This is a genomic window from Rubritalea tangerina, assembly GCF_042683245.1.
In the GTDB taxonomy this organism is placed as follows: Bacteria; Verrucomicrobiota; Verrucomicrobiia; order Verrucomicrobiales; family Akkermansiaceae; genus Rubritalea; species Rubritalea tangerina.
This window is the reverse complement of the sequence record NZ_JBHUJB010000044.1, coordinates 15,511-39,856: the sequence shown is the minus strand read 5'-3', so window position 1 is coordinate 39,856 and position 24,346 is coordinate 15,511. Positions and strand designations below refer to the sequence as shown.

The window sequence follows — 24,346 nt, the reverse complement described above, 5'->3', positions numbered from 1 at the left end:
TATTACCAAGTACCCGTAGAATCTATACAACAAAGACACATTTCGTGCGTATGCCGTATCCCGATGTGGAAATCACATAGATCCTACCCCTCAAGAAACCCACCCCCCCCCTCAAACTCTCTCCTCAACCACCGCAAATTGACACTTGAAATGTCCCCCTGCCAGCACAACACTCCGCCCATGAGCAACCGCATCGACACCACCTTCCAAAAGCTGGCTGAAACCAATACGCCCGCATTCGTGGCCTATGTCGCCGCCGGCGACCCCAACTTGGAGAAATCACTCGAAATTATCCGCGGACTTGCCGACGCCGGCGCAGACGTCATCGAACTCGGTGTCCCATTCTCTGACCCACTCGCCGATGGTGTCGTCAACCAGCTCGCAGCCGATCGCGCTCTCAAGGCCGGAGCCACCTTTCCTAAGGTCCTTCAACTCATCAAAGATTTCCGCGAAACACACCAGACCCCCATCGTCCTCTTCACTTACCTCAACCCCATCTACACCTACGGCTACGAGAAATTCCACGCAGATGCCTCAGCAGCGGGGGCCGATGGCGTACTCCTCCTCGACCTCCCACCTGACGAAGTCGCACACAATGCCGAGCTCGCAGCCCGCGAAGGACTCAAACATATCACCCTCATCGCCCCAACCTCCCCGGACGAACGCATTGAAGCACTCGCCAAACAATCCGAAGGCTTCATCTACGCACTCTCACGTACCGGCGTCACCGGAGCTCAAGCAGCCCCATCCACTGCCGTCGGAGCCACTGTCGAAAAAATCAAACAACATACCAACACACCCGTCTGCATCGGCTTTGGTATCAATACCCCAGAGCAAGCTAAGATGGTCGGAGAGCTCTCAGACGGTGTCGTCGTCGGCTCCTGCATCGTCAACCAAGTCGCAGAAAATGCCACAGCGGATGACGTCGCCGCCAAAGTCGCCGCCTTCACCACCCCTCTCATCCAAGCTGCAAAAGGCCGATAAAATTCCACCTGCGCCAGCACCAGACACCATCCTGCTGGACGTAAAACATCACACCTAAAACATAGAACTATGATTTTAAATTTCACTAAGATGAACGGCGCTGGCAATGACTTCGTTGTCATCGATAACCGTAAGCTCGATATCTCCCTCACAAAGGAACAAATTGCCCAACTCTGTGACCGCCACCGCGGCATCGGTGCAGATGGCCTCCTCGCCGTCGAACCCGCTGAAAATGGCGCTGACTACAAGTTCCGCTACTACAACGCCGACGGCGGCGAAGCCGAAATGTGCGGTAATGGTGCCCGCTGCTTCGGCGCTTACACTGCACGCCTCAGCTCACCAGCAAAACAATCAGTCACCTTCGAAACCATCGCCGGCACTCTCAGTGCTGACCTCATCGGTGATAACGTGCGCATCGCAATGTCAGATCCTTTTGACCTCGATCGCAGTCTCCCCATCGACCTCGAAGACCTCACTGAAATTAATTTCGTCAATACCGGCGTCCCACACGCAGTCGCTTTCGTCAATGACCTCCCAGCTCTCGATGTCATCAAAAATGGAGCTGCCATCCGCTACCACGATCACTTCGCTCCCAATGGCACGAACGCAAATTTTGCCAGCGTCGTCGGTGAAAACCACATCGCCATCCGGACCTACGAACGCGGTGTCGAAGGCGAAACCCTAGCCTGTGGAACCGGTATGTGCGCCTGCGCCCTTTTCCATCATATCCTTAATGGTGGACAATCCCCCATCAAAGTCGACGTCGCAGGCGGCGACACACTCGAGATCGGATTCGAAGCCCTCGGTGATAACCAATTCTCCAATGTCACCCTCACTGGCCCCGCAGACTTCGTCTTCACCGGCCAAATCTCTATCTAGTTGTAGGCAAATTGATTTGCTGGGCGATGAGAGATCATTGGGTGACTAGCTAAGCGGTAATTGAGGAGCCCCGCACGCGCGGGATGACTCCATTGCCAACGCAACGAGGTACCCAATCAACCCCAAAGCACGAAATTTGCCTACATAGCTCGGTGGTCTTTCATCTCGTTTGCTTCCAGTTCGCACTGTGAAGCAAATTATCCACATCGCCTAATCCATCCCACACAAAGTCCAATACCACTTCCTGATTCGAAAGAGTTATAATACACCAATAAAAAACCCAGAGCCATCCACGCTCTGGGCTTTTTCTTTAAATCAATCAGCGGAGGCTCTTAACCAAAATTAATCTTCACCCCACGCTTGCGCCAGCCCTTGGTAATATCCGCTTCCAGCTCTTCAAAGCTTCGCCCTGCTCGCAATGCCTCAAGCGCCTCCTCCCCTTTCTTGCCAGCTTTCAATGCCCTCAAGAAATTCTTCAGGTTCTCGCCATCGCCCTCACCATCATAGTGGTTAAAGTAGGTCACAAGCAAGGCCCCAAGACCATAGTTGAAGTTCCCATTCGCTGTGAACTCACCATAGCTCATCATCATGAACTTCTTCAAATCCGGCGCATTGATCTCTGTGCCTAAATTACGACCCCGACCATCCTTCTTCGAAAAGTTCGTCACATATTGCTCAATCGATGACTCCGCCTTGTTTGCCGTGAACTTGCCACTCCGGTAGGGCGTCGCCGCAATGTACTCCGCAAAACCTTCACTAAACCACCCACGCGCACCCGGTGCATAATACTCACGATCCGTCAGCTGGTGCGTGATCTCATGTGGCAAGGTCTTATTCGTCTTGTCGTAATCCAAAGCCCACGAACTTCCACGTCGCACCAAACCTAGACTCTGACATGGAACCATGATGATATCCTTCGAGGGAATATACACCCCTGCCGACCCCACTGGACCTCCTGCACGATGGTACGAATTCATCGAATCAAATAACATCACTTTGTAATTCGCCCCCTCCTTGTAGGCCTTCAAACTCGCATAAGGCATCTGCTGCACATACAAACGGGTCGCCTCAAACAAGACCGCAAATCGCTTTACCACCACCTTGCTTAACTTCGTGTCGCTCACGAATTCATAATTCGGACTCCGGTACACATAAGTCTCATTGGGACCAGAAGTTTCCTCAATCTCCAAACCATTGTCCGCTGAAATCAACTTAGGCCACGGCAAATTGAAATATTCTTCAACCTTCGCATCAGTCACCTTTCCCTCGTCCTTCTTGACCACCTCATCTGACGGAGCTTCCCAACCAGCCACAAAATCCCGGTCCGCTTGAGACAGCTTCACCAATGGTATCGTAATCTCCTTCCCCTTCTTCTTCACCACCACGGCGCTCGTCGTCTTGGACACAATGTCCGCCTCGATCTTGCGCCCCTTCACATCTGTCCACGTGCGCGCACCCAACAATAAAGCCGACCCTACGAAGACCGCAGGAAGAACTGATTTTTTTACCAATGAGGATTTCATAAAAAGCATAGCGTTGCTAAAACCCTATCTCATTTATCCACTATGTAAATCCTCCATTCCCTGCATAAATAACCGCGCCCCCTCCCCAAAACTTCATAAACACCTCGTCATTCATGACAATCCGTTGACCCATAGTCCCTCAGCAAAATTTATTGCATCCCACTTGCAGATCACCCCAGCTCATGTAGCCTAAACCTCTATGAAAAAATTTGCTCTCCTCGCCCTCCCACTCATCGTCGTGTCCTGCGCACAACCTTCCATGACCGGTGATACCTACTCACGCTCCGAAGCCGGACGCGCACAATCCGTCAACTCCGGCCGTATCACTTCCATCCGTAATATCACCATCGAAGGTGATTCCAAAGCGGGCTCCATCCTCGGCGGTATCGCTGGTGGCTTCCTCGGCAACGAAATCGGTAGCGGTTCAGCAGCCAATACCGCCGGCGCCATCGGTGGCGCTGCCGTCGGTGCAGCACTCGGCTCCCAGGCAGAAAAAGCGATCGGCACACGACAAGGTATCGAAATCACCGTCGCCCTCGATAACGGACGCTCAGTCTCCGTCCCCCAAGAAATTAACCCACGCGAATCCTTCAATGTCGGTGACCGAGTGCGCGTCCTCGGAAATGGTAGCAAAACACGCGTCACCCACTAAACCCCTCTCACCTTCTCCCACGCCCTGCGCTGAGCCCCCCTCAGCCAGGGCCTTTTTTTTGCCTACCCCCATCACCAATCGACCCCTAAAAAAACATTTTATTCAATAATCTAACAAAAATACCCATGCTCTATAAAACACAATCTAACATACTCCATCCGATTCCATACCATTATCTCTAGCTCGTTTGAATTCACGTTCTAATTTAATACTTGTTAGGACGCGAATTGACTGTATCCAAGGAGACTAAATCTCTCAATCCAGCTACCAATAGTGACTGGAATCATGCACTTCTGCAAACTGCAGATCTGCCCCCTTGAGAGACATCACTAACACGAACGTAGCACCAACGGATAGACCAGTGTACCAACGCTTACATAAAGCAAAGCGTCAACACTAAGCTACCCCTAGGACCTCCCACACGTTCAACCTTTATAACCCAATAAATCACAATCACACCATGGACCCTAAGAATATCTCATTCATCACCATCGCTCCCACCGGAAACTGGAAATACGCATCACCTGGCGTCCTCTCCATCCATTCTAAACAATTCTCGGGCCCAGAAAATAAAATCGGAATCCAATACTGGGCTATCGATCGCTATAATCCCTCAGCAGACCCCGCATTCTCTTACTTCCAAGAAGCAACAAGCTACCAAATCGATACAGTGCCTCCAGGCATCGATAACTACGCTAACGATGACTACATCATCGTCGTCACTACCCAAGGACTCAATAACACCCAAGTACCTCAGGGCGCACTCTATCAGTTTCTTATCAAAATCGGTGCAGGCCCTCAGTTAGAAATGCTCGAGCAGGTCAATACCTTCTACGCCTGTGGGTTCACTGGAAAAATTGCCTACACTCTCATCACCACTCCAGGTACTGTCGAACAAGGACTCGAATTCGGGATCATCCCACAAAGCGTCTACGTCACAAACAATAATGGTGGCAACCAAGAACAATACTACGGCTCAACCGTCTACCCAGGTGCCACACTCATCGCGCAACTCGTGCCGACAACCTTCGATAACAAAACCATCTACACCCCCGTTCTGACGAGCAACCAAGCCGTATAGTGAGGAACCTTACCTCCCACGCCCCCCTTGGACCCTTCGGTTGTGCGATGGGTCCAACTCGTTTCTAGACCTTGCCAAATTCGATTCACTACCACCCCTATGCCAGATAGTTGCTAGGCGGTGTCAAACCCCACCCACCTTCTCATGCACTCGTCACAACACATACTCTGCATTGCTTTCTATATCGAAGGCACAGGACTGACTCGCGTCATATCCGAACTTATCGCACAGTTCAAAAACTCCCATAACGTCCACCTCCTCGGCGTCGGCTACCAAGGGCCCGTCATCAAACAAGGCAACTGCACCATCTATCCAACAAACTTGAATGGTGGCGACATCATGGCTGCGCATGCCGCACACGCCATGGTTCTCGATTTAGAGCCCGAATACGTCTTCATCCTGCACGATGCATGGCACTTTCAGCGCTACATGGCCGTCTTCTCAGATATCCGACACCTCTCAAGCTACATTGGCTACGTGCCAATCGATGGTGAAGTCGTCGACCCTAACAGCGTGGAACCTCTCACCCACCTCGACAACCTAGTCCTCTACACTGAGTGGGCGCGTAATCAAGTCTCCCAGGCCATGCTTAAGATCGCTCCCGAAGAAAAACTTCCAAAAACAACTGTCATCGGCCATGGAGTTGACCTCAAAACCTTCTACCCACTGCCGAACAAAGTCGAAGCCAAAGCTGCCGTTTTCCCAAATGAACCAAGTGAAAGCTTCATCATTCTCAATGCCAGCCGCCCCTGTATTCGGAAACGCATCGACATCACTCTACAAGCCTTTGCTGCCTTCGCAAAAAACAAACCCTCCTATGTCAAACTCTGCCTCCACCAGGCCATCTCTGAAGCGCAAAGTTCAGAGCTTCAATCCCTCATTAACCAGCTCAACATCGCCCCTCGGATCCTACACAACCCACTGAGCAAAAAACATGGAAACGTCCTCTCAGACTCGCAGCTGAACCTTCTCTACAACGCCTGTGATATCGGCGTCAATAGCTCAATGGGCGAGGGCTGGGGCCTCATTAGCTTTGAACACGCTGCCACAGGTGCAGCCCAAATTGTGCCCAACCATACAGCCTGTGGCCCCCTCTGGAAAAATGCTGCTCATCTCCTTCCATGTGAAAACTCAAACATTGGGCAAATCTCACCCTTCATCATGCAGCAGCCCACTGTAAACAGTCTCACTGCCGCATTTGAAAAGCTCTATCAAGATACCAAATACAGGAACTCTATCGCCTCACAGTGCCTCAAAACAAGTCACCAACACCCCTGGGCCACCATTAACCAACAATGGCAAAACCTCCTCAAAGAACAATCCCTCACCCCCCTCCCATAACCCCTCTCTTTCCTTCGTGTTTTCCTCGGGATACTCAATAGCAAAGTAGACGAGTGTGGTGTCAGCTCCAAGTGCCTGAACTTGATGGCGAGATGGCCAAGTTAAATGAGCCAAAAATACATTTCTGATGCCGAAACACTTTGCCGCAAGGCAACTGACTCCATATCACCCTATCTAAAAACGGGCGGAAAACCATTTTGTCCACACCGACTAAGCAAATAAACACCAATACTCAGTCACCTTCTCCCCCGTAGACTCATCAATATGGTAGCATCCAGGGTTGAAAAATATCTCAAATTCAACCTTTCCTACTAATCTAACAGATTGATTCATCATTCGATCACTCGCGGCCCTAAATAATAGCTCAAAAGGATCCCTCCTCACCCCTGGATAACCCCTACTCCTCCCCTGCCTCAATGCCCCCGTCCTCACCAAATCCACCTCGTCTACCTTCTCCTCCCCAATATAGACATCAAACCTCTCCCCCTCATACTCCTTAAAATCTAGTAAACTATCCATAAATCTAGCAGAAATAAATTTCTAACATAAAGTAAAGATTCTATTGCCATTTTTCACTTTACACTCAATAGCATATTTCTGTTAGAATGCGCCGTAGTGTATATTTCACGTACCCAGTCAGTACGTGCTGTGTGATAAGCGCCCTGCCTCTTCATGTGGGGGCAGGGCGTACTTTTCCTACCGAGTTTTCAAAAAACCTCCAAACCAATACCCCAAAATTTGCACCACCCCTGCCGTCAAAGCCCCAAATAAAATACCCAATTCGTCCATCATCGAATTCTCCCCCTGACGCATATTAAGCTGATCACTCGACTCCACATACAACATAACCACTAGAAACACGAAATACACCGTCAAAAAGATACAACTCAATACCAGTTGCGGTGTGCGCGGCGCATGCTCCGGCTCCACCACTTTAGTGCTCGTCTTCTTGTGCCCATACCAAAAGCTCAATACCTGACCCACCCCCGCTGTCAGTACACCAATCAATAAACTTATCTCATCAAGTAACGAGTTCTTTCCCGCGCGCATGTTGAGTGAATCACTCACCTCTATGTAAAACATCCCTCCCAAAATAACAAAATAGGCGATCAAAAAAAAGGCACTCAGTATCAGTTGCGGTCCATACCCTTCATTCTCAACCCTCCTGTGACGCTTCCTATGCGCTCGTACATGCCGCTGGTTAGCCGAATCCAAATCAACCCCCAATTCTAACATGTCCTCCTTAAATTGCTCTTCTAATGCACGGAGCTTCTTGAGAAACTTCCGGCAGTGCAATGCCTCCTTTATCTCCTGCTCACTCGGATCTTTACTTAAACCATGATTCTCTCGCACCCAATCGCTGATACTCCGATTGACGATGTCCGCAAACGGACCATCAAATGCAGAATACAGTGTCGGGGCTATGTGCTCAATGTGGGGACATTCCTGTTTCATACCACTTCCCCCCCCAATCCCTAGCTCACCTAGTATCGGAGGTCGCTATTGCTCTAATACCTTATACACATAATTTAAAGATTATTGTTAGAAAACGTTAGTCATTATAAAGTTGAGAAAACCATGCCCTAGACTCGACTAGACCGTCTCATCATCATGCATAGAAATGCCCCCACAAAAAGGGTCAAGAGAACTCCCAATACCACAGCAATCCCATAGCTACTTGGATGGTCAATCTCTAACTCAAGAACAAGTGGCATGTTAGCATTCAGTTGACTCACCCTGCTGAAGTGCAACAAATGCCCTTTCTGAGGTAAAGTCACCTCAATGGTTTGGGCTGCTGGTTGAGCTGCTAGCTGCTGGCTTATCATACGGTCCGCAATCCTCTGCATCGCTTCGCGCTCCTCGGCCGAGTTCCCCATCAATAACTGCTCCACTTGAGCTGGATGGTAGTTGTCTTTGCCCTGAAACAATGGGTTGTTATTGGCCGCTTCCTCAAAAGCATCATTGAAATCCACCATGTTACCCACCGATTTGTTCTCTAAATAGAGCTTCTGACGACGCGTGTTTAAGCCCATAATCGCCTGCTGATTACGCAAGTTGCGTAACTGTACTCGAGCATCTTCATTGGATGCCGCATCCGCTGCTCGGTTCTTAGATACCTGACTCAAAACCTTCTCAGCCTTCTTATAGTCACCACTAGAAATCCAGCTATTTGCTTGATCCAACTGAACCTTCGCTAGCTCAGCCTGCTGCTGCCGCTTACGATTCATGGAACTCTGGTACTCCTGCATACCATAACCATCCCCATCCCCCTCAGCCCCAAGGTAGTCAAAAGCCCCTGAGTGACTATCCAGCACATATCCCTCGGGTAAACTAACAAACCAATCGATTTTTTCTAACGGAGCACTAAAACGAGGCCCAATAAGAGCAATCTTCTTCCCCTCATCCTCCACAGTACGGTACATTAACTTTACCTCAGCTCGCTCACTATCTTCAGCTCCCGCAGTCACATAAAAAAGCTGCTCATTCCCCTGACTGACCACTTCCACACTCTCTCCGTTCACTGTCACAGAAAATAACTGTGCTCCCTCGGGAAGAACTGCACGCATCGTATTCTTCTCTACCACACGAACTTCTAGCTCCGCCAAGGTCAGAGCCGCTCCCTCTGCACTAAAGAGACTCGTCAACTTCCCTGATAACACTCTTAGCTTCAAGGTACTCGCAATCTCATGTCGCTTCACAGATAAACTCAATGATCCCTCTGGCTCAGAGATAACATAACAAAGAGTTGGCACACTGCTATCCGCTTGATTTCTCAATCGTTTAGGCACCGCTGACCAATCACTCGCACGCCACCCCATCACCGAACCTGCGCGAATATCCAAGCGCCCACTCGAACGTACAGACACAAAATGCTGCACCTGACGTACCCCCACAAACTCTACTGGCACCACCGATTCGCGACCATCTCGTACCTCGATAGACCGTTGATACTCGACTTCAAACTGTAACCTTCCAATCACCCCTCGACGTAAACGTAACTCCCAGACATCACCTTCCACTGCAACCATTTCTTTCACCTGTGGCCCACTCGCTCGCACCGTCTTTGCTTCTTCCTCATCTAAACCAGGTAGCTTCAACCTCAACTTCTTCACCGCGGCATTCTCCACCGTATAATCCAAGCTTAGCCGCGTCCTGGTCTGCCCCTCCCGTAAGCCCAATTCCTGTAATCCGACCACACGTATCCATGGATCTAACTTTTCAATCCCTAGCTTGAGTGACCAATCAGACTGCAATAATCTAAATGCCAAATCACCCTTCCTATGTGTCCCGCTCTGACGAGCATCCTGCTGTGTCACATGCTGCCGTTCTATGACTCTCAAACGTATTCCTTGCTCTGGAACTACCAAAAGTGACCCCGTCTGACGCATGGCTCCCAGCAGCTCTACATGCGGAACCTCCCATGACTCAACACTCCCTTCCATCACTGGTGACCTCCCAGTAAAATTCAGATGCAGTGATTGCTTACCTATCGTCCTGCCCGTTAAGTGCAGCACAGCGTAGCGCTTCCCTTCCACTGCCACCTCCGTCCAATCTCGTAGTGCCGATCCACTCACTGACTCCACTTCCATTCCCTCTGGAATCATATACCTAAGCTCAAAAACCCCCGCCCGAACAATGTCCACTTCGGCATTCACAGCTAATAACATTTGCTCCTCACCTAACGACAATCTCTGCTTTGTCACCACGCGTAGCTCGGCTGCCACTGGATCCACCTGAAGCTTCAAATTCACCGGCTCCTTCCCGTACCGATAGACCTTTTGCAAACTTAGCCCACGGCGGCTTCCCACCGCCTGATTCCATAGTTTCTTATCAAAGTCAGAAATGTTTGCCGCTGATAAACCATCCGCCTCTATCGCATCAGGCTGCGCATCATTACCAAATGCTAAACCTAATACGCCAACCGTAGAATCCGCCCCTTCAATTACTAAGGGGCTCAACTCTAATCTCTGCGGCAATGCTTCTAATCCTCCCTGAGTCTGAATCAACACCTGAAATCCCTCTGACATAGGCTGACCTAACACCACACTCAACTCGCCCGATTTTGGATCGTATCTCCAACTCTCAACCTGCCCACCTAACACATCCCCAACCATCATTCCGACAGGCACACTTACCTTAAAACCATCAACCTCCCCACTTACAGGCCGCACCATCAATCGATGCCAACCTTCAACCACTCCAGGCGCAGGAATGTAGAGATCCGCACTCTCAACAAACATTCTCTTTTCTTCATTCTTCGGATCCCTCCCCACAGGCCCAAAATGAACCCGCGCTGGTACCAACGGCATGAATTGAAACTCCACACGCGTCTCACCCTGGCCTCCTTCGAGTTTCGTCACCAATGCCTCATCAGACCGTACTTCCCATCCCTCTCTGTCTAAAATGATACGCAACTTCCTCACCGCACTATCGCCAGTCGGAACTTCCCAAGACCGATCCGCAATGCCTCTCAACGGCATCTCATATCTGAACGTACCCTCAATCACTCGATCTGACTCCGCAACTAACAACCACCGAATCCCAGCATCACCTCTCACCTTGTTGACGCGCCCACCCTCAATCTCTATCGAAGTTAAGCTCGCAGGCGCTTTCACTAACAAAATACTCTCTCCTTCTTCCGCTCTCCAACGCACATTCGCTTCTGCATAAACCCGCTCACCTCGTACCTCCCATCGTTGACTAAGCACATCCGCTACTTCCCCAGCCTCTAGATTCCCACCAAGTAATCCAAGCATCCCCACCACTGCAGCTGTCGCAGCCTTTGCCACTTTACTCAATGCCTCTCTCCGCCGCCTAACCCCATCCCACCATTGCCAAACTAACTGTAGCAATAAAACCACAGCAACCATCGCTATCAAACTAAGCAATAGGATCGCCCCTCCACGTTGCCCTAGCACTCCCAAACCAATACAAGGCACCCCAATCGAGCGTACCCATACACCCCGAAGTGACCTCACAAAAAGACTTCCTACCAAGCCAAATACACCCAATGCCCCAACCGCCGTCCAAGCTGGCGAGCGCATCGCAGCCGAACGTGTCTGATTACTCAACTCTAACATAACCTGCTTCTCTGGCGACACCACCGGCGCCACTACTTCAAAACTTTGAGCATTCACACGCCTGTCCTCACGTGCAGATCCAGCACCATCAAGACTCAGGAATAAAGCTAACACTAACCATACCGCACCTACCCATGGCTTCCAGCCACCTCGAGATGCCCTGCTACTTGCCCAAGCTCCAGCCACAATCAATAAAACACATCCAATCAATAATCCCATCCGTGACCGCATCCACTCGAATCCAGTCTCCGTCAAATTGGGTTCCACCGGCCGCACATTGCCACCGATAACATGCAATAAATACCCGCGATCCGAGCTCACTTTCCACTCGCTGATCACTACAGGCGCCCTCAATACAGGAACCGATACCACTGGCCGCTTTGCATCCTCAGCCGCTCCACCATAACGAATCTGTACTTCCACCGGAGCGTTCGGGTCGTCCTTTGCTGGCAAAGGCAATAGATACACCTCTCCATCCTTCCGAGCATTCAAGGCCTGACCATCAGCCCTCACCTCTAACAAATTGGACTTCGTCGGTAAACGCATCTCCAATGCTTTGCGCCCACGCGTCTTCACAAACAACTTAGCCACAGTCACAACCTCACCATCACGTGACACCTGTGTGCTCAAACTCGCAAAGTCAACCACCTGCTCAACCGTGTCACTCGGAGCAAACCACTCCACCTTCAAATTCAACGAAAAGTCTCGTGTCGCATACTGCCAAGCCGCTAAAGAGGGCGCACTGCTCATCAATCTATACTCTACTGGCAACTCAGTAGCTCCTAGCTTTAACAAGCCCCTTGAGTCCTTCACTTCTTGCTTCACCTGCGTAGGACTCACCACTTGAATAAATCCACTCTCATTCTTCGCATCTAACGGACGCACAGTTCCGAGCTCCAGCTCCGCCCCACGTGCACTCATCGGCTGCTCAAACGATACCAACAAAGTAGACCCTCCCAATGTCGGCTGATGCAAGGTCACCACAAGCAACTCACCATCCTGACGCCAACTCCTCACGTTCTGCCCCTCCACCACAACATTTCCAACTCCTCCTGCTTCACCTAAGCCCGGCACCTGAATTCTCCACTCGTGCATCGGCGCCCCCACTACAAAATAATTTACCAAAACACTCCCATACGCCATCCCCTCTTTCAAAGAATACAAATGAAAAACATCCGCTTGCACACTCTGCTCTAAAGCCATCACTGCCATCTTAGCCCCCCATTCCGCTTCTCTCAATCGATACGCCTGCTGTAGCTGAGTACTCTTCTTAGGAAAATACGCTAAAGGCATTTCTACCAATTTTTCCACCTCCACAGGATGGACCCTCCACCCCAATGCCGCTTCCACACCTATATTCCCACGCACATGCTTCGCCTCGGGATAAAGTAACTTCGCGAGCTCCCACTCCCCCTCCTCAGTCGCTATATTGCGTGCCAATCTCACTTGAATGAGCTGACGGCCTATCACCTCCTTGCTGAAGGTCACTTTCAATGAACGGTACCCATCTTGAACCGTACGCCCAACTGCCATCTGACTCATGTGCACGCTCTCCACACTCGCCACTGCATAACCCGCAGGTATCTTCATCTCCCACTCCCGCAACGGTGCCTCCCTAATGTCTAATTCCACATCTGCAAAAATCTCTCTGTCCGTCTCAGATAACTTATAGACTAACACTTCATTCACAGAAACCTCCGGTAATATCTGGTCTGCTACCACCTCCCACTTCCGATCCGCAGAGGGAAAACGATACACAAAGATTTGCTTTCCAATAGCCTCACCAAAGCTCTCGCTCGGAAATTGTGACGGAGCCAGTTGCATCATTCCCTCGTGTAAACTCACCCCTAACTTTACCGCACCTCGGTTACTCAACCTCACAAAACCAGCATGTCGCATCGCACCAACTGGAGTGATCAACATTGGTTGCGCCTTCACTGGAAAACTCCCTAAAGGATTCTGTGTGACCACTGTCACTCTACCTACAGTTTCCCTCTCTCCATTGAGCATTACCTCAAGGAACCTTCCCTCACCCTTCCGCTTCACCATCCAAGTTCCCACATAGGGGCCGTCCACATCGAGCACATCACCTTCACCCTCTAACTTAAAGTCTAGCTTCTTCACCTTCCCCTGAAGCACCTTACTGTCAATTTGTGTACGCTGCCGCAGCATCCCAGCACCCACTTCCACATCCACTAAAGCCTGACTCGTGTAGAAAAAATCACCATTGCCTCCCTTGCGAATCGGTTTCCATTGCAAAGCACATGCTCCACTCGCAGGTAAAAACGTACGCCATACATCCACCCCATCGTCTCCCTCTAACTCATTTCCCCCCATCCTAAATCGGCTTCCCTTCGGGATTCCTGTGATGCTAATCGGAACCACAGGAGCCTCAGGTATTGCAAAACGTAACCCGCGCCAACCATTCTCCTGCCCAATACCTACCACAAAGTCTATCTCCAAGGGGTACGTCCCAGCCCCCTCAAAATCAATCGTGTAGCGAGTCTCATTCACCCGCCCACCCACTCGGGACAATGCAAAAGACATCCCCTGTCCACTTGGAAATCTCTCCATAGCCAAAGGACCAGAAATCAACTCTACCTTCCCACCCTCCTTAGCTCTCACCACCGCGGTACCTGTCAGCCTCAATTTCGCACTCTTACCATCCCCATCAACTCGCGCCTCAATCGCTATATCACTCAACCCAACCTCTGCATATGCCGAACCCGCTTGCACATAATCCAACTCAACTTCACTACGCCCAGTCGATACAAACTTCTTCCTATTCCCACTCTCCGCCCTCCCTAACTTAACTGGCTGACAACCCTCAACCTTACGCAACCTAATCGCAGAACCCTTCTCCCACTTAACCTCCATCTGGTGCGTAAACCCACTCGCCCCAGCCGGCCCAAATGTCATCAACTTAACCTCTTTCCCCCCATCCTCCACCACAGAACTAACAACTACACCTAACATACTGACGTTTGCATCCTTTGGCACCAAATCCAAGTACCTCTTTCCGTCATCCGCACTCTCCCTAATAGACCATGACTTCAACCCCTCTCCCTCCACGCTCAACTTGCCATACCTTCCCACTAGCTCCACACTCATGACCTTCGCCTCCCCCTGAAGCACTCTCATACTCAGTCCCACCACTTGCTCAACCTTTCCTCGACTCAATCGCACTGAATTATCTGCCTCGATCGTATAAAATAAAGGAGCTGCAGGCGGAATCCCTGTCGCCGTTATCACCATCTTCTTGGCATCCTGAGTCTTCACCGAAACCTCATCCTGAGCCAGCGCCGTCATGGAGATCACCCCCATGACAGCGCACACACAGTAGCGACTCACACGAGCCACCTTGGTTTTCACACACACGAAATTCTGCATATCTAGTTTCATAGCAAAAATGTTGGATTTACTTTGTAAAAGGTTTGTAATTTCTCCGTCTAACGAATCACCACTCAGAGAGTCTTGCGTACCATCTCGATCAGATCCTGTACCTTCTGACTCCCTGCAAATTTAGCTTCTATCTGACCAATAACTTCTCGCATGCGACTGAAGTCCACACTGCCCTCATCGCTCTCGTGTAACTTCTCAGCCAACATCCCTGCCACCACTGCCAATTGCATAGACCCACTCGCTTCATCCAGCGAGCGCACCTTCTCTTGGTAGGGAATCGTCCAGCTCCTCTCCACCATCTGACCCGTAGACATGTCCAGAAACCTTACAAACACTGTCCCTATCGCTCCTCTACCCCCCTCTTTTACTTCCACTTGGTACAGCGCAGACCCACTCTCTTCAGCTGCCATCTCTGCAGCATCCACCCCATCATTGCGGAAATCCTCCTTCTTCAAACGGTGCTTCTCAAACCCCAGCAAACGATACCTCCCCACCCTCTCAGGATTAAATACTACCTGAACTTTCACATTCTTGGCTGCAGGCCGTAATGCTCCAGCTATCTGCTTTCCAAACTCGGCATCCGCATCACTCGGCTTATCTAACACGTAGTACCTGCCGTCACCCTTGCGCGTCAAAGCCTCTAAAATCCCATCATCCAATCCATCAAAACCCACCCCACAAGCATCAAATGCTACCCCCTCACCACGCATCCCCTCTACAAGTTTACTCAAACTCTCAGGCTGCGCGTCACCCAAGTTGGCAGCCCCATCCGTCAAAACCAATACCCGACTCTGCACCCCCTTCTTCTTTCTCCCTAATAAATGCTGCTTTGCAACCAGAAGCGCCTGCTCCAAGTTCGTCCCCCCCTCGCTTGACCTTCCCTTTACAGCATCCAGTATAGCCTCCCGCTGATCCCCATTGATACCATCAACTAATAACCGCGTCTGACGAGCAAAACTCATCACACTCACCTTGTCACCCTCCCCTAGTTGCTTGCTTATCTCCACGAGCGCTCGCTCTACAGTAGCCACCCTGTCTGGCCGCTCCATCGATCCAGAGTTATCCAGTAAAATAACAATATCAAGCGGCTCAGAACGCCCTTGTGCCGCCGTACTCATCGCCACACGCAATAAATTGCGCTGCTGCTTAAAGGGATGCACCACTTGCTCCTGAGCACAGGCCACCTTTTGCGCCATGCTAGGCTTTGGATCACCATAATCAAAGGCGTTGATGAATTCCTCACTCCGAATTCCCACTGGATCCGGCCATAGATTACGCTCCAACATCGCCCCCCTAGCCAACTGAAATGACGCATCACTCACATTGAGCGAAAATGTCGAATGCGTCTGATCACTCGCTGACACCTCCTCCACAACCGGTTTCTCAACTTCAGCCTCCAGCACCTCAACCATCGATTCTAGTTCCTTGTTAGACTTATCGATGGCCTCTTCTAACACAGCTTCTTCCTGCGTAGCATTCTCAGGCAACTCAAGATCCCATGCCTTATCCACTTCCATTAACAATGCAGCCCGTGTCTGGTCGTAAGCTGCCCGATAATAATCAGACTGAGCATGCGCTATCCGCTCCAGACCTCTGCGTGCCTCTTGATTGTAACGATCCTCTCTTAACACTTTTTTGTACTCCTCTGCCGCTTCCTCGTACTTACCTAAATTTTGGTACCCTTCAGCGAGATACAAACTTCTATCCTTCCCGTTCACGTCCGTCCCCGTAGCCTTCGATGGTCGCTCTACGCCCAATCCATCCCTGTCCAAAAAAGCATCCACGCTCTCTCTTCTCACTGCAAAATCACCAGAGCGGTTCCCCCCGCTCACTCCCGCTACAGTGTCACCCTTCTTTTCAGGTACACCGGCAAAAGTATTGCCCGCTTGTGGCTGCTTGAAACTAGCATCTCCAACACTATAGCCATAATAGCGACTGTTACTACCTGCTTCCGCTTTCTCACCAATAGGCCGATTCTCCGCCCTCGCCCCAAGCTGCCCTTGCACACCAACCCCATTCTCAACAACCGAGTAACCAGCGCCTCCCCCCCAACCATCACCAAAATCATCACCATTCCCAAAATCAACCATAGGCTCATCTACCATAAGCTCCGGTACCGGTACTGCCTTCGCCTTTTTAGAAGCAATCACCTTCGCCATAGATGAAGCTGGTGCAGACGGCTTACGATCAACCACATTGCCCACTTCAGACGCTTCCGCATGACGTCCCCTGCCGCCCTCCATTTCCCCCGCTGCCACAGGACCATCATCGGGCATGCCCCCTTTATCTAGAAAAGAAAAATCTGCCCCCTCTATCTCCTCTTCTTCCAACACAATTGCATCCGGGGACAGAGATAAAAGCTCAACCTGCTCAACCTTGGCCATAGGCGCTGCCGACTTCAGCCTCTGATACACCCTATTCGGAATCAATAAGGCCATCGCTACTAAGGTCACTAACAAACACGCAGCCACATTCATCACGCTCCGCCAGTGAAAATGCCGCACACTCACGGATTCCTCAGCACCCCCATCTGCCTCCTCATCCTCGACAGCCATTGCCCCCAATACCTTGGCTCGGCGCTCAGCACTTAACTTCCACCCATCATCACCTTCTTTACGCACTGCACCTACCAATCCTCCATGCACTTCCTGCATCTCCTCGTAAAATTGCCTCAAGCCTACATCCTCAGCCATCAATCGCTCCAATTCAGCCCTCTCAAAATCACTCGCTTCACCTAACACAAGCGCCACAATGCGAACCTCCACCTCTGGGTCGTGCCATACTCCTATGCTGTCATCACTCATTATCTTGGTCTCCTTTCCTTATTCAGTTCCCTCCACTCCCACTCGCTTCAGCCCCTCACCTAAACTCTTTAAAATGTGGTGCAATCGATACCCCACATTGCCTACCCCAATCTCTAACTTCTCTGCTATGCCTGCATACGAAAGCTCTTCTTCGTACTTCAGCCGTATCAGCTCCTGATCACTCTCAGACATCTCAGACATCAAAGCTCTCAGTTTTGCTGCCGTCTCTAACTTATCGGTGCACCTGTCAGGACGCTCGTCATTCGACTCTCCTGCTTCCTCATCCCCGATCGATTCACGCCGGTGCTTCCGTAAATAGTTCAATGCCAAGTTCCTTACCGCACGGTAAAGCCATGCCCGCGGTTGCTCCATTTGCCCCCAGTGCTGGTGCGCCCTCATGAATGCCTCCTGCACCAATTCCTCAGCCACCTCACGCCGCCTCACCAACGCATACGCATACCGTAAGAGTGGCGACTCCTCATCGCGAAAACATTCCTCTAACGAATGCTCTGCCGCGCTACGAGTGGCTTGCTTTGGATTTCCCATTAACTTCATTGGCACTGGCTCAGTCATTTGTGACATCGAGTTCTATCTATTACGACACAGCACCAAACAGATCCTTAGAACATTTTTTCACTTTTTTCATCGTTAGAGTCTGCAGACATTCATACCCTAGCGAGTATGATGAATATCCTCATCATCGCTATCGCCCTCAGCGTCGCTGGATTTCTAGCTTTTTCAAAAAAGCTCAACACCTCCAGCGCCTGGCGCGCCACCCTCACGCCTCTCGCCTCTATCATGGGCAGTGGCTTTCTCGTCTGTGCCCCACTAATCGGCGGCATTGCAGGCCCTTGGTCACTTTTCTTCATGATCGGCCTACTGCTCGTAGCCTACGCTGTCGGCGCATGCATTCGCTTCAACATCCGCCATTTCGAACCTATCGAAAATGCCCAACACGGCACCGTCCAGCGTGTCGCCCTCGCCTCGCGCATGGTCTTAGCCATCGCCTATTTCATCTCCGTCGCCTACTACCTCCAGCTGCTCGCAGTCTTTGTCCTCAGCATCTTCGGCATCGATAACTCCATCGCAGCAAAGGCCCTCAGCTCCACCATCCTCATTGCCATCTCCATCGTCGGTATCACCCACGGACTCAGCTCCATGGAACGCCTCGAGAAATATGCGATCAGCTTGAACCTTGGCATGATCTGCGCCCTCCTCTTTGCCCTCCTCTGCCATAACATCCAGCTCTTCCAAAACAACACCTGGCAGCTCCCACTCAGTAAATCACATTTCGACACCACCGATATTCGAGTCATCCTCGGTCTCCTCATCGTCGTACAAGGCTTCGAAACCTCACGCTACCTCGGTGCCGAACACAGCCCCCAAGAACGCATCACCACCATGCGCCGCGCCCAGTGGATTTCATCGGCTATCTACATCATCTTCATCAGCCTCATGACCGTACTCTTCCACCCCGGACTCGGCTCAGATGTCACGGAAGTCATCCAGCTCACCGCCCCCGTCGCTGCCGTCCTCCCCATCCTGCTCACTGTCGCTGCCGTCGGGAGCCAGTTCTCTGCATCCGTGGCAGACGAAGCCGCTGCCGGAGGCCTCCTCGAAGATGTCTTCAAAGTCCCGACCAAGCGCGCCTATCTCCTCGTGATGATCGTCTCCGTCAGCCTCACCTGGATCACCTCGGTCACCGAAGTCATCTCCATCGCCTCTCGCGCCTTCGCCGTGTACTACCTCCTCCAGTGCACCGTCGCAGCCCTTCTCGCCAATAGAGAAAAAAATCACCCCCGCACCCTGGCCTTCAGCCTGAGCGCTCTCCTCTGCCTCATCGTCGCACTCTTCGGTATCCCTGCTGAGTAGCTCCACTTCAGACTTGTATCTTCACTGGGCTCAGCTCTAGCTACTCACATGTCTAATATCACTTGCCCACTCTGCACCATGGATGACGTCGCCGAGCATAAGCAAATCTTCGAATGCATGGTCTGTGGCCACGAGTGGCCCAAACCCAGCCCCACTGATGAGGATGCTGAAGAGACCGGCCCCCGTGTCGTCAAAGACGCCTTCGGCAATACCCTCCAAGACGGCGACATCGTCCAAATGATCAAAGATAAAAAACTCACCGGTACCTCTAAAGTCCTCAAGTGCGGAACCAAATCCAAACCCATCCGTATCCAAGAACACGGCGACCACGAAATCTCCTGCAAAATGGACGGATTCTCCATCGGCCTCAAAGCCAAATTTGTCAAAAAAGTGAACCCCTGATCCCCCCACAAAACTCCCCCATTGCCACATAGGAGCAGCACCCACACTATGGCTCGCCTGAAAAATAACTATGAGTCCGAAGGCTTCTATGGCATCGGTGTCCTCTACTCCCAAGACGCCTACAACGTCGGAACCCTCTGGCGCTCCGCCTACATCCTCGGTGCCTCCTTCATCTTTACCATCGACCACAAATACAAAAAACAATCCAGTGACGTCACCAAGTCCTGGAGCAAAATTCCCCTCTTCCACTACTCCAGCTTCGAGGACTTCAAAAACCACCTCCCCTTCTCCACCAAACTCATCGGAGTAGAACTAACCGACCAAGCCACCGAACTCAAGGACTTCGCCCACCCACAACGCGCCGTCTACCTCCTCGGTGCAGAAAATACCGGCATCCCACCTGAAATCATCAACGAATGCCACGACCTCATCAGCCTACCCGGCGCCTTTAGCCTCAATGTCGCCGTCACTGGGAGTATCGTCGCCCATGACCGCCATGCCAAAATCGGCGGCCGCCTCCCCACTACAGGGAACCACTAACCCTCACCACCCAGCTCAACCTTCAAATAATGCCGGTAGAGCGTCTCCACCTTCTGACGCGCCCACGGAGTCTTACGTAAAAACTTTAAGCTCGATTTTAAACTCGGATCATTCGCAAAACAATTAATCCGAATCCGACACGCCATATCCTCCCAACCATAATAATCAACTAAGGTCTCTAACATCACTGCCAGTGTCACCCCGTGCATCGGGTCATTCGGGTGGGATCGTCGCTCACTCATACCCGCTTAAGATCCACACCTCCTCCCTCACTGTCACGCGTATTCTCCCCTGCTTTGACAGATCCCCATTCCCGTGTAGCGTCATCCCGTGGATTCCATTACCCAAGCAGCCCTCGGAGGCCTCTGCGGCGAGCTCGTCCTACGCAAACAGCTCGGCTGGAAGGGCGCACTCTGGGGCGTCTTCTTCGGTACCCTCCCCGACCTCGACATCTTCATGTCACCCTGGCTCGACGATATGGAAAGCCTGCGAAACCACCGCAGCCTCTCGCACTCCCTCTTCCTCATGCTGCTCATGAGCCCCATGTTCGGCTGGCTCCTCGCCCGCCTCCACAAACACCTCAGCATCCGCCGCGCCACCAGCTTCGTCCTCCTCACCTGGGCTACCCATGTCCTCATCGATTGCTTCAATAGCTACGGCACCCAAGTCCTCGAACCCTTCTCCAACTACCGAGTCGCCTTCGGCAATATGGCCATCGCCGACCTCTTCTTCACCCTCCCCATGCTCCTCGGAAACTTCCTCTGCCTCTTCTGTGCTCGCGAAGGAAAAGCCCGCAGCATTATCACATGGACCACCACCACTTGGATCAGCCTCTACGCCCTCGCCAGCGTCTCCCTCCTTCTCTGGGCTAAATCCCAATTCCAACAAAAACTCCAACGCTCAAATATCGCTACCAGTGAGATGCTCGTCTCCCCCACACTCAGCAATATCTTCCTCTGGAGAATGGTCGCCCGAGACCCCAACCATTACTACGTCTCCTATTGGTCAGTCTGGGATGACCCTAAACGACCCATCCATATCGATACTATCCCAAGATCCCCCCAACTCGCTGACCCCTACCAAAATACCAAAACCTTCAATACCCTCGACTGGTTCAGTAAAGGATGGTGGAAAGTCTTCCCACACCCCACAAACCCAAATTCTATCTACTTCGTCGATATGCGCTTCGGCGAAATTCAAAACTTTAAACATGACCCACCACTTAAAGTCACCCCCTTTATCTGGCAACTCACCAATCATGACGATGGCTCTATCAGCCAACAACAAGTGCGAATGCGCGAAGGACTCGATATGAAAGCCGCTATCCAACAACTCCAAGAACGTGCCGCCGGACACGCCCCTAACTGGCACCTCGGCATCTGGCCCTGGGAAAACAAGTTCTCTGAGTTCTAACTTCCCTATTCATTACCAATCGCTTATCATGCGAAGCTGTTATGCTCCGCTTTCTCCCACTCCTCCTTCTGCTCCCACTCCTCCTTCTGCTCCCCATCCTCAGCTCCTGTAGCAACAACGAATACGGTAATGTAAGCTACGCCAGCGCCCCCAAAATTATCAATGTCTCAGACTGGGACCCCAAAGAAAAACAACGCTCCGGTAGAAGCTATTCACCCTCTAACCAATCCGCCCTCAAAGCCAATGGCGCGAAAGCCCTCATCGCTCGCTGCGCAAAAGGAAGCTATATCGATACCAAATGCGCAGACTTCCTCGCCGGCGCCGAACGCCAAGGCATGCTTCTTGGTACCTACTATTACGTCCTCCCCGGTGAGTCCGCTAGTACCCAAGCCTCCCGCTACCTCAACCGACTCCGTACAATCAAACAAAGCCGTGCGCTCCGCACCCCTAAAGTCCTCCTAGTCGCCGACTTCGATACCCATTGCAGTGCCGCTCTCATGGCAAACTTCGTCACCGAAATCCAAAAACGCACCGGCGTCACCCCAGTCGTCTACCTAGAAAATAGCTCCACCATCCGCAATACCCTGCGCTACGCCCCCGCCACCTATAAAAAACACCTCAGCCGCTGCCCCTATTGGATCGCACTCTACTCTAACGAAAACCCAGGGCTCGAAACCCCACGACAACTCGCACACGCATCCGGCGTCTGGCACGACTGGGCCATGTGGCAATACGGCGGCGTCTTCTGGCGCGGTGGCCGGTCAAAAATCTACCACTACCAAGGTGGCTCATGGAATACCCCAGCCTACTTCGGTAACCTCGACCGCCCCGTCGAACGCAGTGGCTTCAATGGCAGTGAAAGCCAAATGCGCTCCTTCTGGAATAAACATTCCTGGGCCTGGTAACACCACTTACGGAGCCTCCCCCTTGAGCCTCTCGCGCCATTCCTCAGGGCGCACCTTGAACAAAGCCCCCTCCCTGCGCTGCAACTTGCCGCTGCGCACCTGCTCCTGATCATTCACCATCTGCTCACACGCTTCCCTCCACCACGCTGCGTGCAGCGCACCCATACGAGCAACCCGCTCCGCCTCACTACCAGACAAATCATCTCCCTCACCTCGGTCTTCCAAATAGCGGTACAATCCAGCGTACTGACCCAAGTTCCACGCCAGTCGGTACTCCCCATCAAACACACTCGTGTACACCCTCTCGTATCTAGCAAGCTCATCAGAGCTCGCCCACCTCCCCAAATGCGCAAATAACACCCTCTCTCCTGACACCTCCTTACCCTCACCAGTCAGATAATAACCTAAATCCACCCCCTGAACCCCTTCCTCTAACTCCCCCCCTGCCAAAGATACCAATGTCGGCAAAACATCCATCCCACTCACTAATGCCTCACCCTCTACCCTAGGCTTTACCTTCCCCGGCCAATACCACCACGCAGGAACACAAGTCGCCCCCTGCCACGTCTGCCCCTTCGCTCCACGCATCCCCGCATTGTATAAACCTCCATCTAACACTTTTCCATCCAGCCCGTGACCCGCCCCCCTAGCACCACTAATCGCGTGCCCATTGTCACTCATGAAAATCACTAACACTCCTTCCTCCCGTGCATCCACCCACTCGATCAACTTGCCCATCTGACGATCTATGCTCGATACCATAGCGTAGTAAGTCATTTGTGACCGACTCAGCCCCTTCCCCTCATAGATCTCCACCAATTCCTTCGGTGCCGCCAATGGCGTGTGCGGTGCACTCGTCGCAATATACGCAAAAAACTTCCCCTCCTGCCTCTCCATCCAGTCCATCGCCTCCCGAAATACCACATCCACACAATATCCCTCAGCCTGCTCCCGCACCCCATTGCGCATCATCTGCGGCCCAAACCTCGGCAATAATTGATTCTGCGTATAATACGCCACACCAAAACCTCTCTCATGTGGATCTAACGATCTCCCACTCAAACCCTTCCCCTCACCCAAGTGCCACTTGCCAAACATCCCCGTCGCATACCCCGCCTCCCTGAGGTACTCAGGCAATAGCTTCACATCATCGCGTAACTTGTTGCGCCCCACCGTCGTGTGCGTCACCCCCACAAAAAATTCATGCCGCCCACTCATCAATTGCGCCCTGCTCGGTGCACATGTCGGAGCCACATGAAAGTTCCCAAACCGCAACGACCTCCCCGCCAATGCATCTAAATGCGGTGTCTCTATCACCCCATTCCCATTCACCCCTATCTCCCCCTTACCCATGTCGTCCACTAACACCATCACCACACTCGGCCCTCCCGCACACAGTTTCCCCAAACACCCAATCATCACTAACACAATCGCTAATCTCATGCCCACCTAATGCATATTACCTCC

The 24,346-nt window shown here is 51.8% G+C and carries 18 protein-coding genes; 10 read left to right on the top strand and 8 right to left on the bottom strand.

The features are described from left to right. Positions 1-180: 180 nt before the first annotated feature. Complete coding sequence (trpA, locus tag ACFSW8_RS10755) at positions 181-984, top strand: tryptophan synthase subunit alpha (RefSeq protein WP_377178208.1); 804 nt, start codon at positions 181-183, stop codon at positions 982-984. 69 nt (positions 985-1,053) lie between these two features. After that, a complete protein-coding gene (gene dapF, locus ACFSW8_RS10750; protein ID WP_377087689.1) occupies positions 1,054-1,863 on the top strand; it encodes a diaminopimelate epimerase in 810 nt (269 codons plus the stop codon). Between the two features lie 332 nt (positions 1,864-2,195). Here dapF and ACFSW8_RS10745 read toward each other — a convergent pair whose 3' ends face one another. Then, positions 2,196-3,386, bottom strand: coding sequence for a gluzincin family metallopeptidase (locus ACFSW8_RS10745; protein ID WP_377178206.1), 1,191 nt, complete (start codon positions 3,384-3,386; stop codon positions 2,196-2,198). A gap of 199 nt (positions 3,387-3,585) precedes the next feature. Between ACFSW8_RS10745 and ACFSW8_RS10740 the strand changes: the two genes are divergently transcribed. From ACFSW8_RS10740 to ACFSW8_RS10730, 3 genes are all read left to right on the top strand, one after another. After that, positions 3,586-4,038: an outer membrane lipoprotein gene (locus ACFSW8_RS10740; RefSeq protein ID WP_377087695.1), complete on the top strand. Its 453-nt coding sequence runs from the start codon at positions 3,586-3,588 to the stop codon at positions 4,036-4,038. A gap of 460 nt (positions 4,039-4,498) precedes the next feature. Further along, positions 4,499-5,119, top strand: coding sequence for a hypothetical protein (locus ACFSW8_RS10735; RefSeq protein WP_377087696.1), 621 nt, complete (start codon positions 4,499-4,501; stop codon positions 5,117-5,119). A 144-nt stretch (positions 5,120-5,263) separates the two neighbouring features. Further along, positions 5,264-6,460 carry a glycosyltransferase family protein gene (locus tag ACFSW8_RS10730; protein WP_377087699.1) on the top strand — a complete coding sequence of 399 codons (1,197 nt, stop codon included), beginning with the start codon at positions 5,264-5,266 and terminating at the stop codon, positions 6,458-6,460. A gap of 210 nt (positions 6,461-6,670) precedes the next feature. On the opposite strand, the gene ACFSW8_RS10725 is transcribed toward ACFSW8_RS10730, so the two are convergent. The 5 genes from ACFSW8_RS10725 to ACFSW8_RS10705 form a co-directional block, all read right to left on the bottom strand. After that, positions 6,671-6,979, bottom strand: coding sequence for a DUF6916 family protein (locus tag ACFSW8_RS10725; protein WP_377087703.1), 309 nt, complete (start codon positions 6,977-6,979; stop codon positions 6,671-6,673). Between the two features lie 177 nt (positions 6,980-7,156). After that, positions 7,157-7,915, bottom strand: coding sequence for a hypothetical protein (locus ACFSW8_RS10720; protein ID WP_377087705.1), 759 nt, complete (start codon positions 7,913-7,915; stop codon positions 7,157-7,159). Between the two features lie 128 nt (positions 7,916-8,043). Continuing rightward, entirely contained in the window at positions 8,044-14,943 is a 6,900-nt protein-coding gene (locus ACFSW8_RS10715; RefSeq protein WP_377087706.1) for a hypothetical protein, read from the bottom strand. 62 nt (positions 14,944-15,005) lie between these two features. After that, positions 15,006-17,747, bottom strand: a complete 2,742-nt coding sequence (locus ACFSW8_RS10710) for a YfbK domain-containing protein (protein ID WP_377087708.1) — start codon at positions 17,745-17,747, stop codon at positions 15,006-15,008. 18 nt (positions 17,748-17,765) lie between these two features. After that, positions 17,766-18,320, bottom strand: a complete 555-nt coding sequence (locus ACFSW8_RS10705) for an RNA polymerase sigma factor (RefSeq protein ID WP_377178204.1) — start codon at positions 18,318-18,320, stop codon at positions 17,766-17,768. 108 nt (positions 18,321-18,428) lie between these two features. Between ACFSW8_RS10705 and ACFSW8_RS10700 the strand changes: the two genes are divergently transcribed. From ACFSW8_RS10700 to ACFSW8_RS10690, 3 genes are read left to right on the top strand one after another with little or no spacing between them, the layout of a single operon-like run. Then, positions 18,429-19,619 (top strand): hypothetical protein, encoded by a 1,191-nt coding sequence (locus ACFSW8_RS10700; protein WP_377087711.1) that lies wholly within the window; start codon positions 18,429-18,431, stop codon positions 19,617-19,619. A 48-nt stretch (positions 19,620-19,667) separates the two neighbouring features. Then, on the top strand, positions 19,668-20,021 hold the full coding sequence (locus tag ACFSW8_RS10695) for a zinc ribbon domain-containing protein YjdM (protein ID WP_377087713.1): 354 nt from the start codon (positions 19,668-19,670) through the stop codon (positions 20,019-20,021). Positions 20,022-20,069: 48 nt separating this feature from the next. Continuing rightward, positions 20,070-20,561, top strand: coding sequence for an RNA methyltransferase (locus tag ACFSW8_RS10690; RefSeq protein WP_377087715.1), 492 nt, complete (start codon positions 20,070-20,072; stop codon positions 20,559-20,561). Here ACFSW8_RS10690 and ACFSW8_RS10685 read toward each other — a convergent pair. Beyond that, entirely contained in the window at positions 20,558-20,803 is a 246-nt protein-coding gene (locus ACFSW8_RS10685; RefSeq protein WP_377087717.1) for a VF530 family protein, read from the bottom strand. The genes ACFSW8_RS10690 and ACFSW8_RS10685 overlap by 4 nt on opposite strands. Before the next feature lie 88 nt (positions 20,804-20,891). Here ACFSW8_RS10685 and ACFSW8_RS10680 point away from each other — a divergent pair, with 88 nt between their 5' ends. Both ACFSW8_RS10680 and ACFSW8_RS10675 read left to right on the top strand, forming a co-directional pair. Beyond that, on the top strand, positions 20,892-21,974 hold the full coding sequence (locus tag ACFSW8_RS10680; RefSeq protein WP_377087719.1) for a metal-dependent hydrolase: 1,083 nt from the start codon (positions 20,892-20,894) through the stop codon (positions 21,972-21,974). Positions 21,975-22,015: 41 nt separating this feature from the next. Further along, on the top strand, positions 22,016-22,879 hold the full coding sequence (locus ACFSW8_RS10675) for a GH25 family lysozyme (protein WP_377087722.1): 864 nt from the start codon (positions 22,016-22,018) through the stop codon (positions 22,877-22,879). Between the two features lie 6 nt (positions 22,880-22,885). Here the strand turns inward: ACFSW8_RS10675 and ACFSW8_RS10670 are convergent, their stop codons facing one another. Beyond that, a complete protein-coding gene (locus ACFSW8_RS10670) occupies positions 22,886-24,322 on the bottom strand; it encodes a sulfatase-like hydrolase/transferase (RefSeq protein ID WP_377087724.1) in 1,437 nt (478 codons plus the stop codon). Between the last annotated feature and the right edge of the window lie 24 nt (positions 24,323-24,346).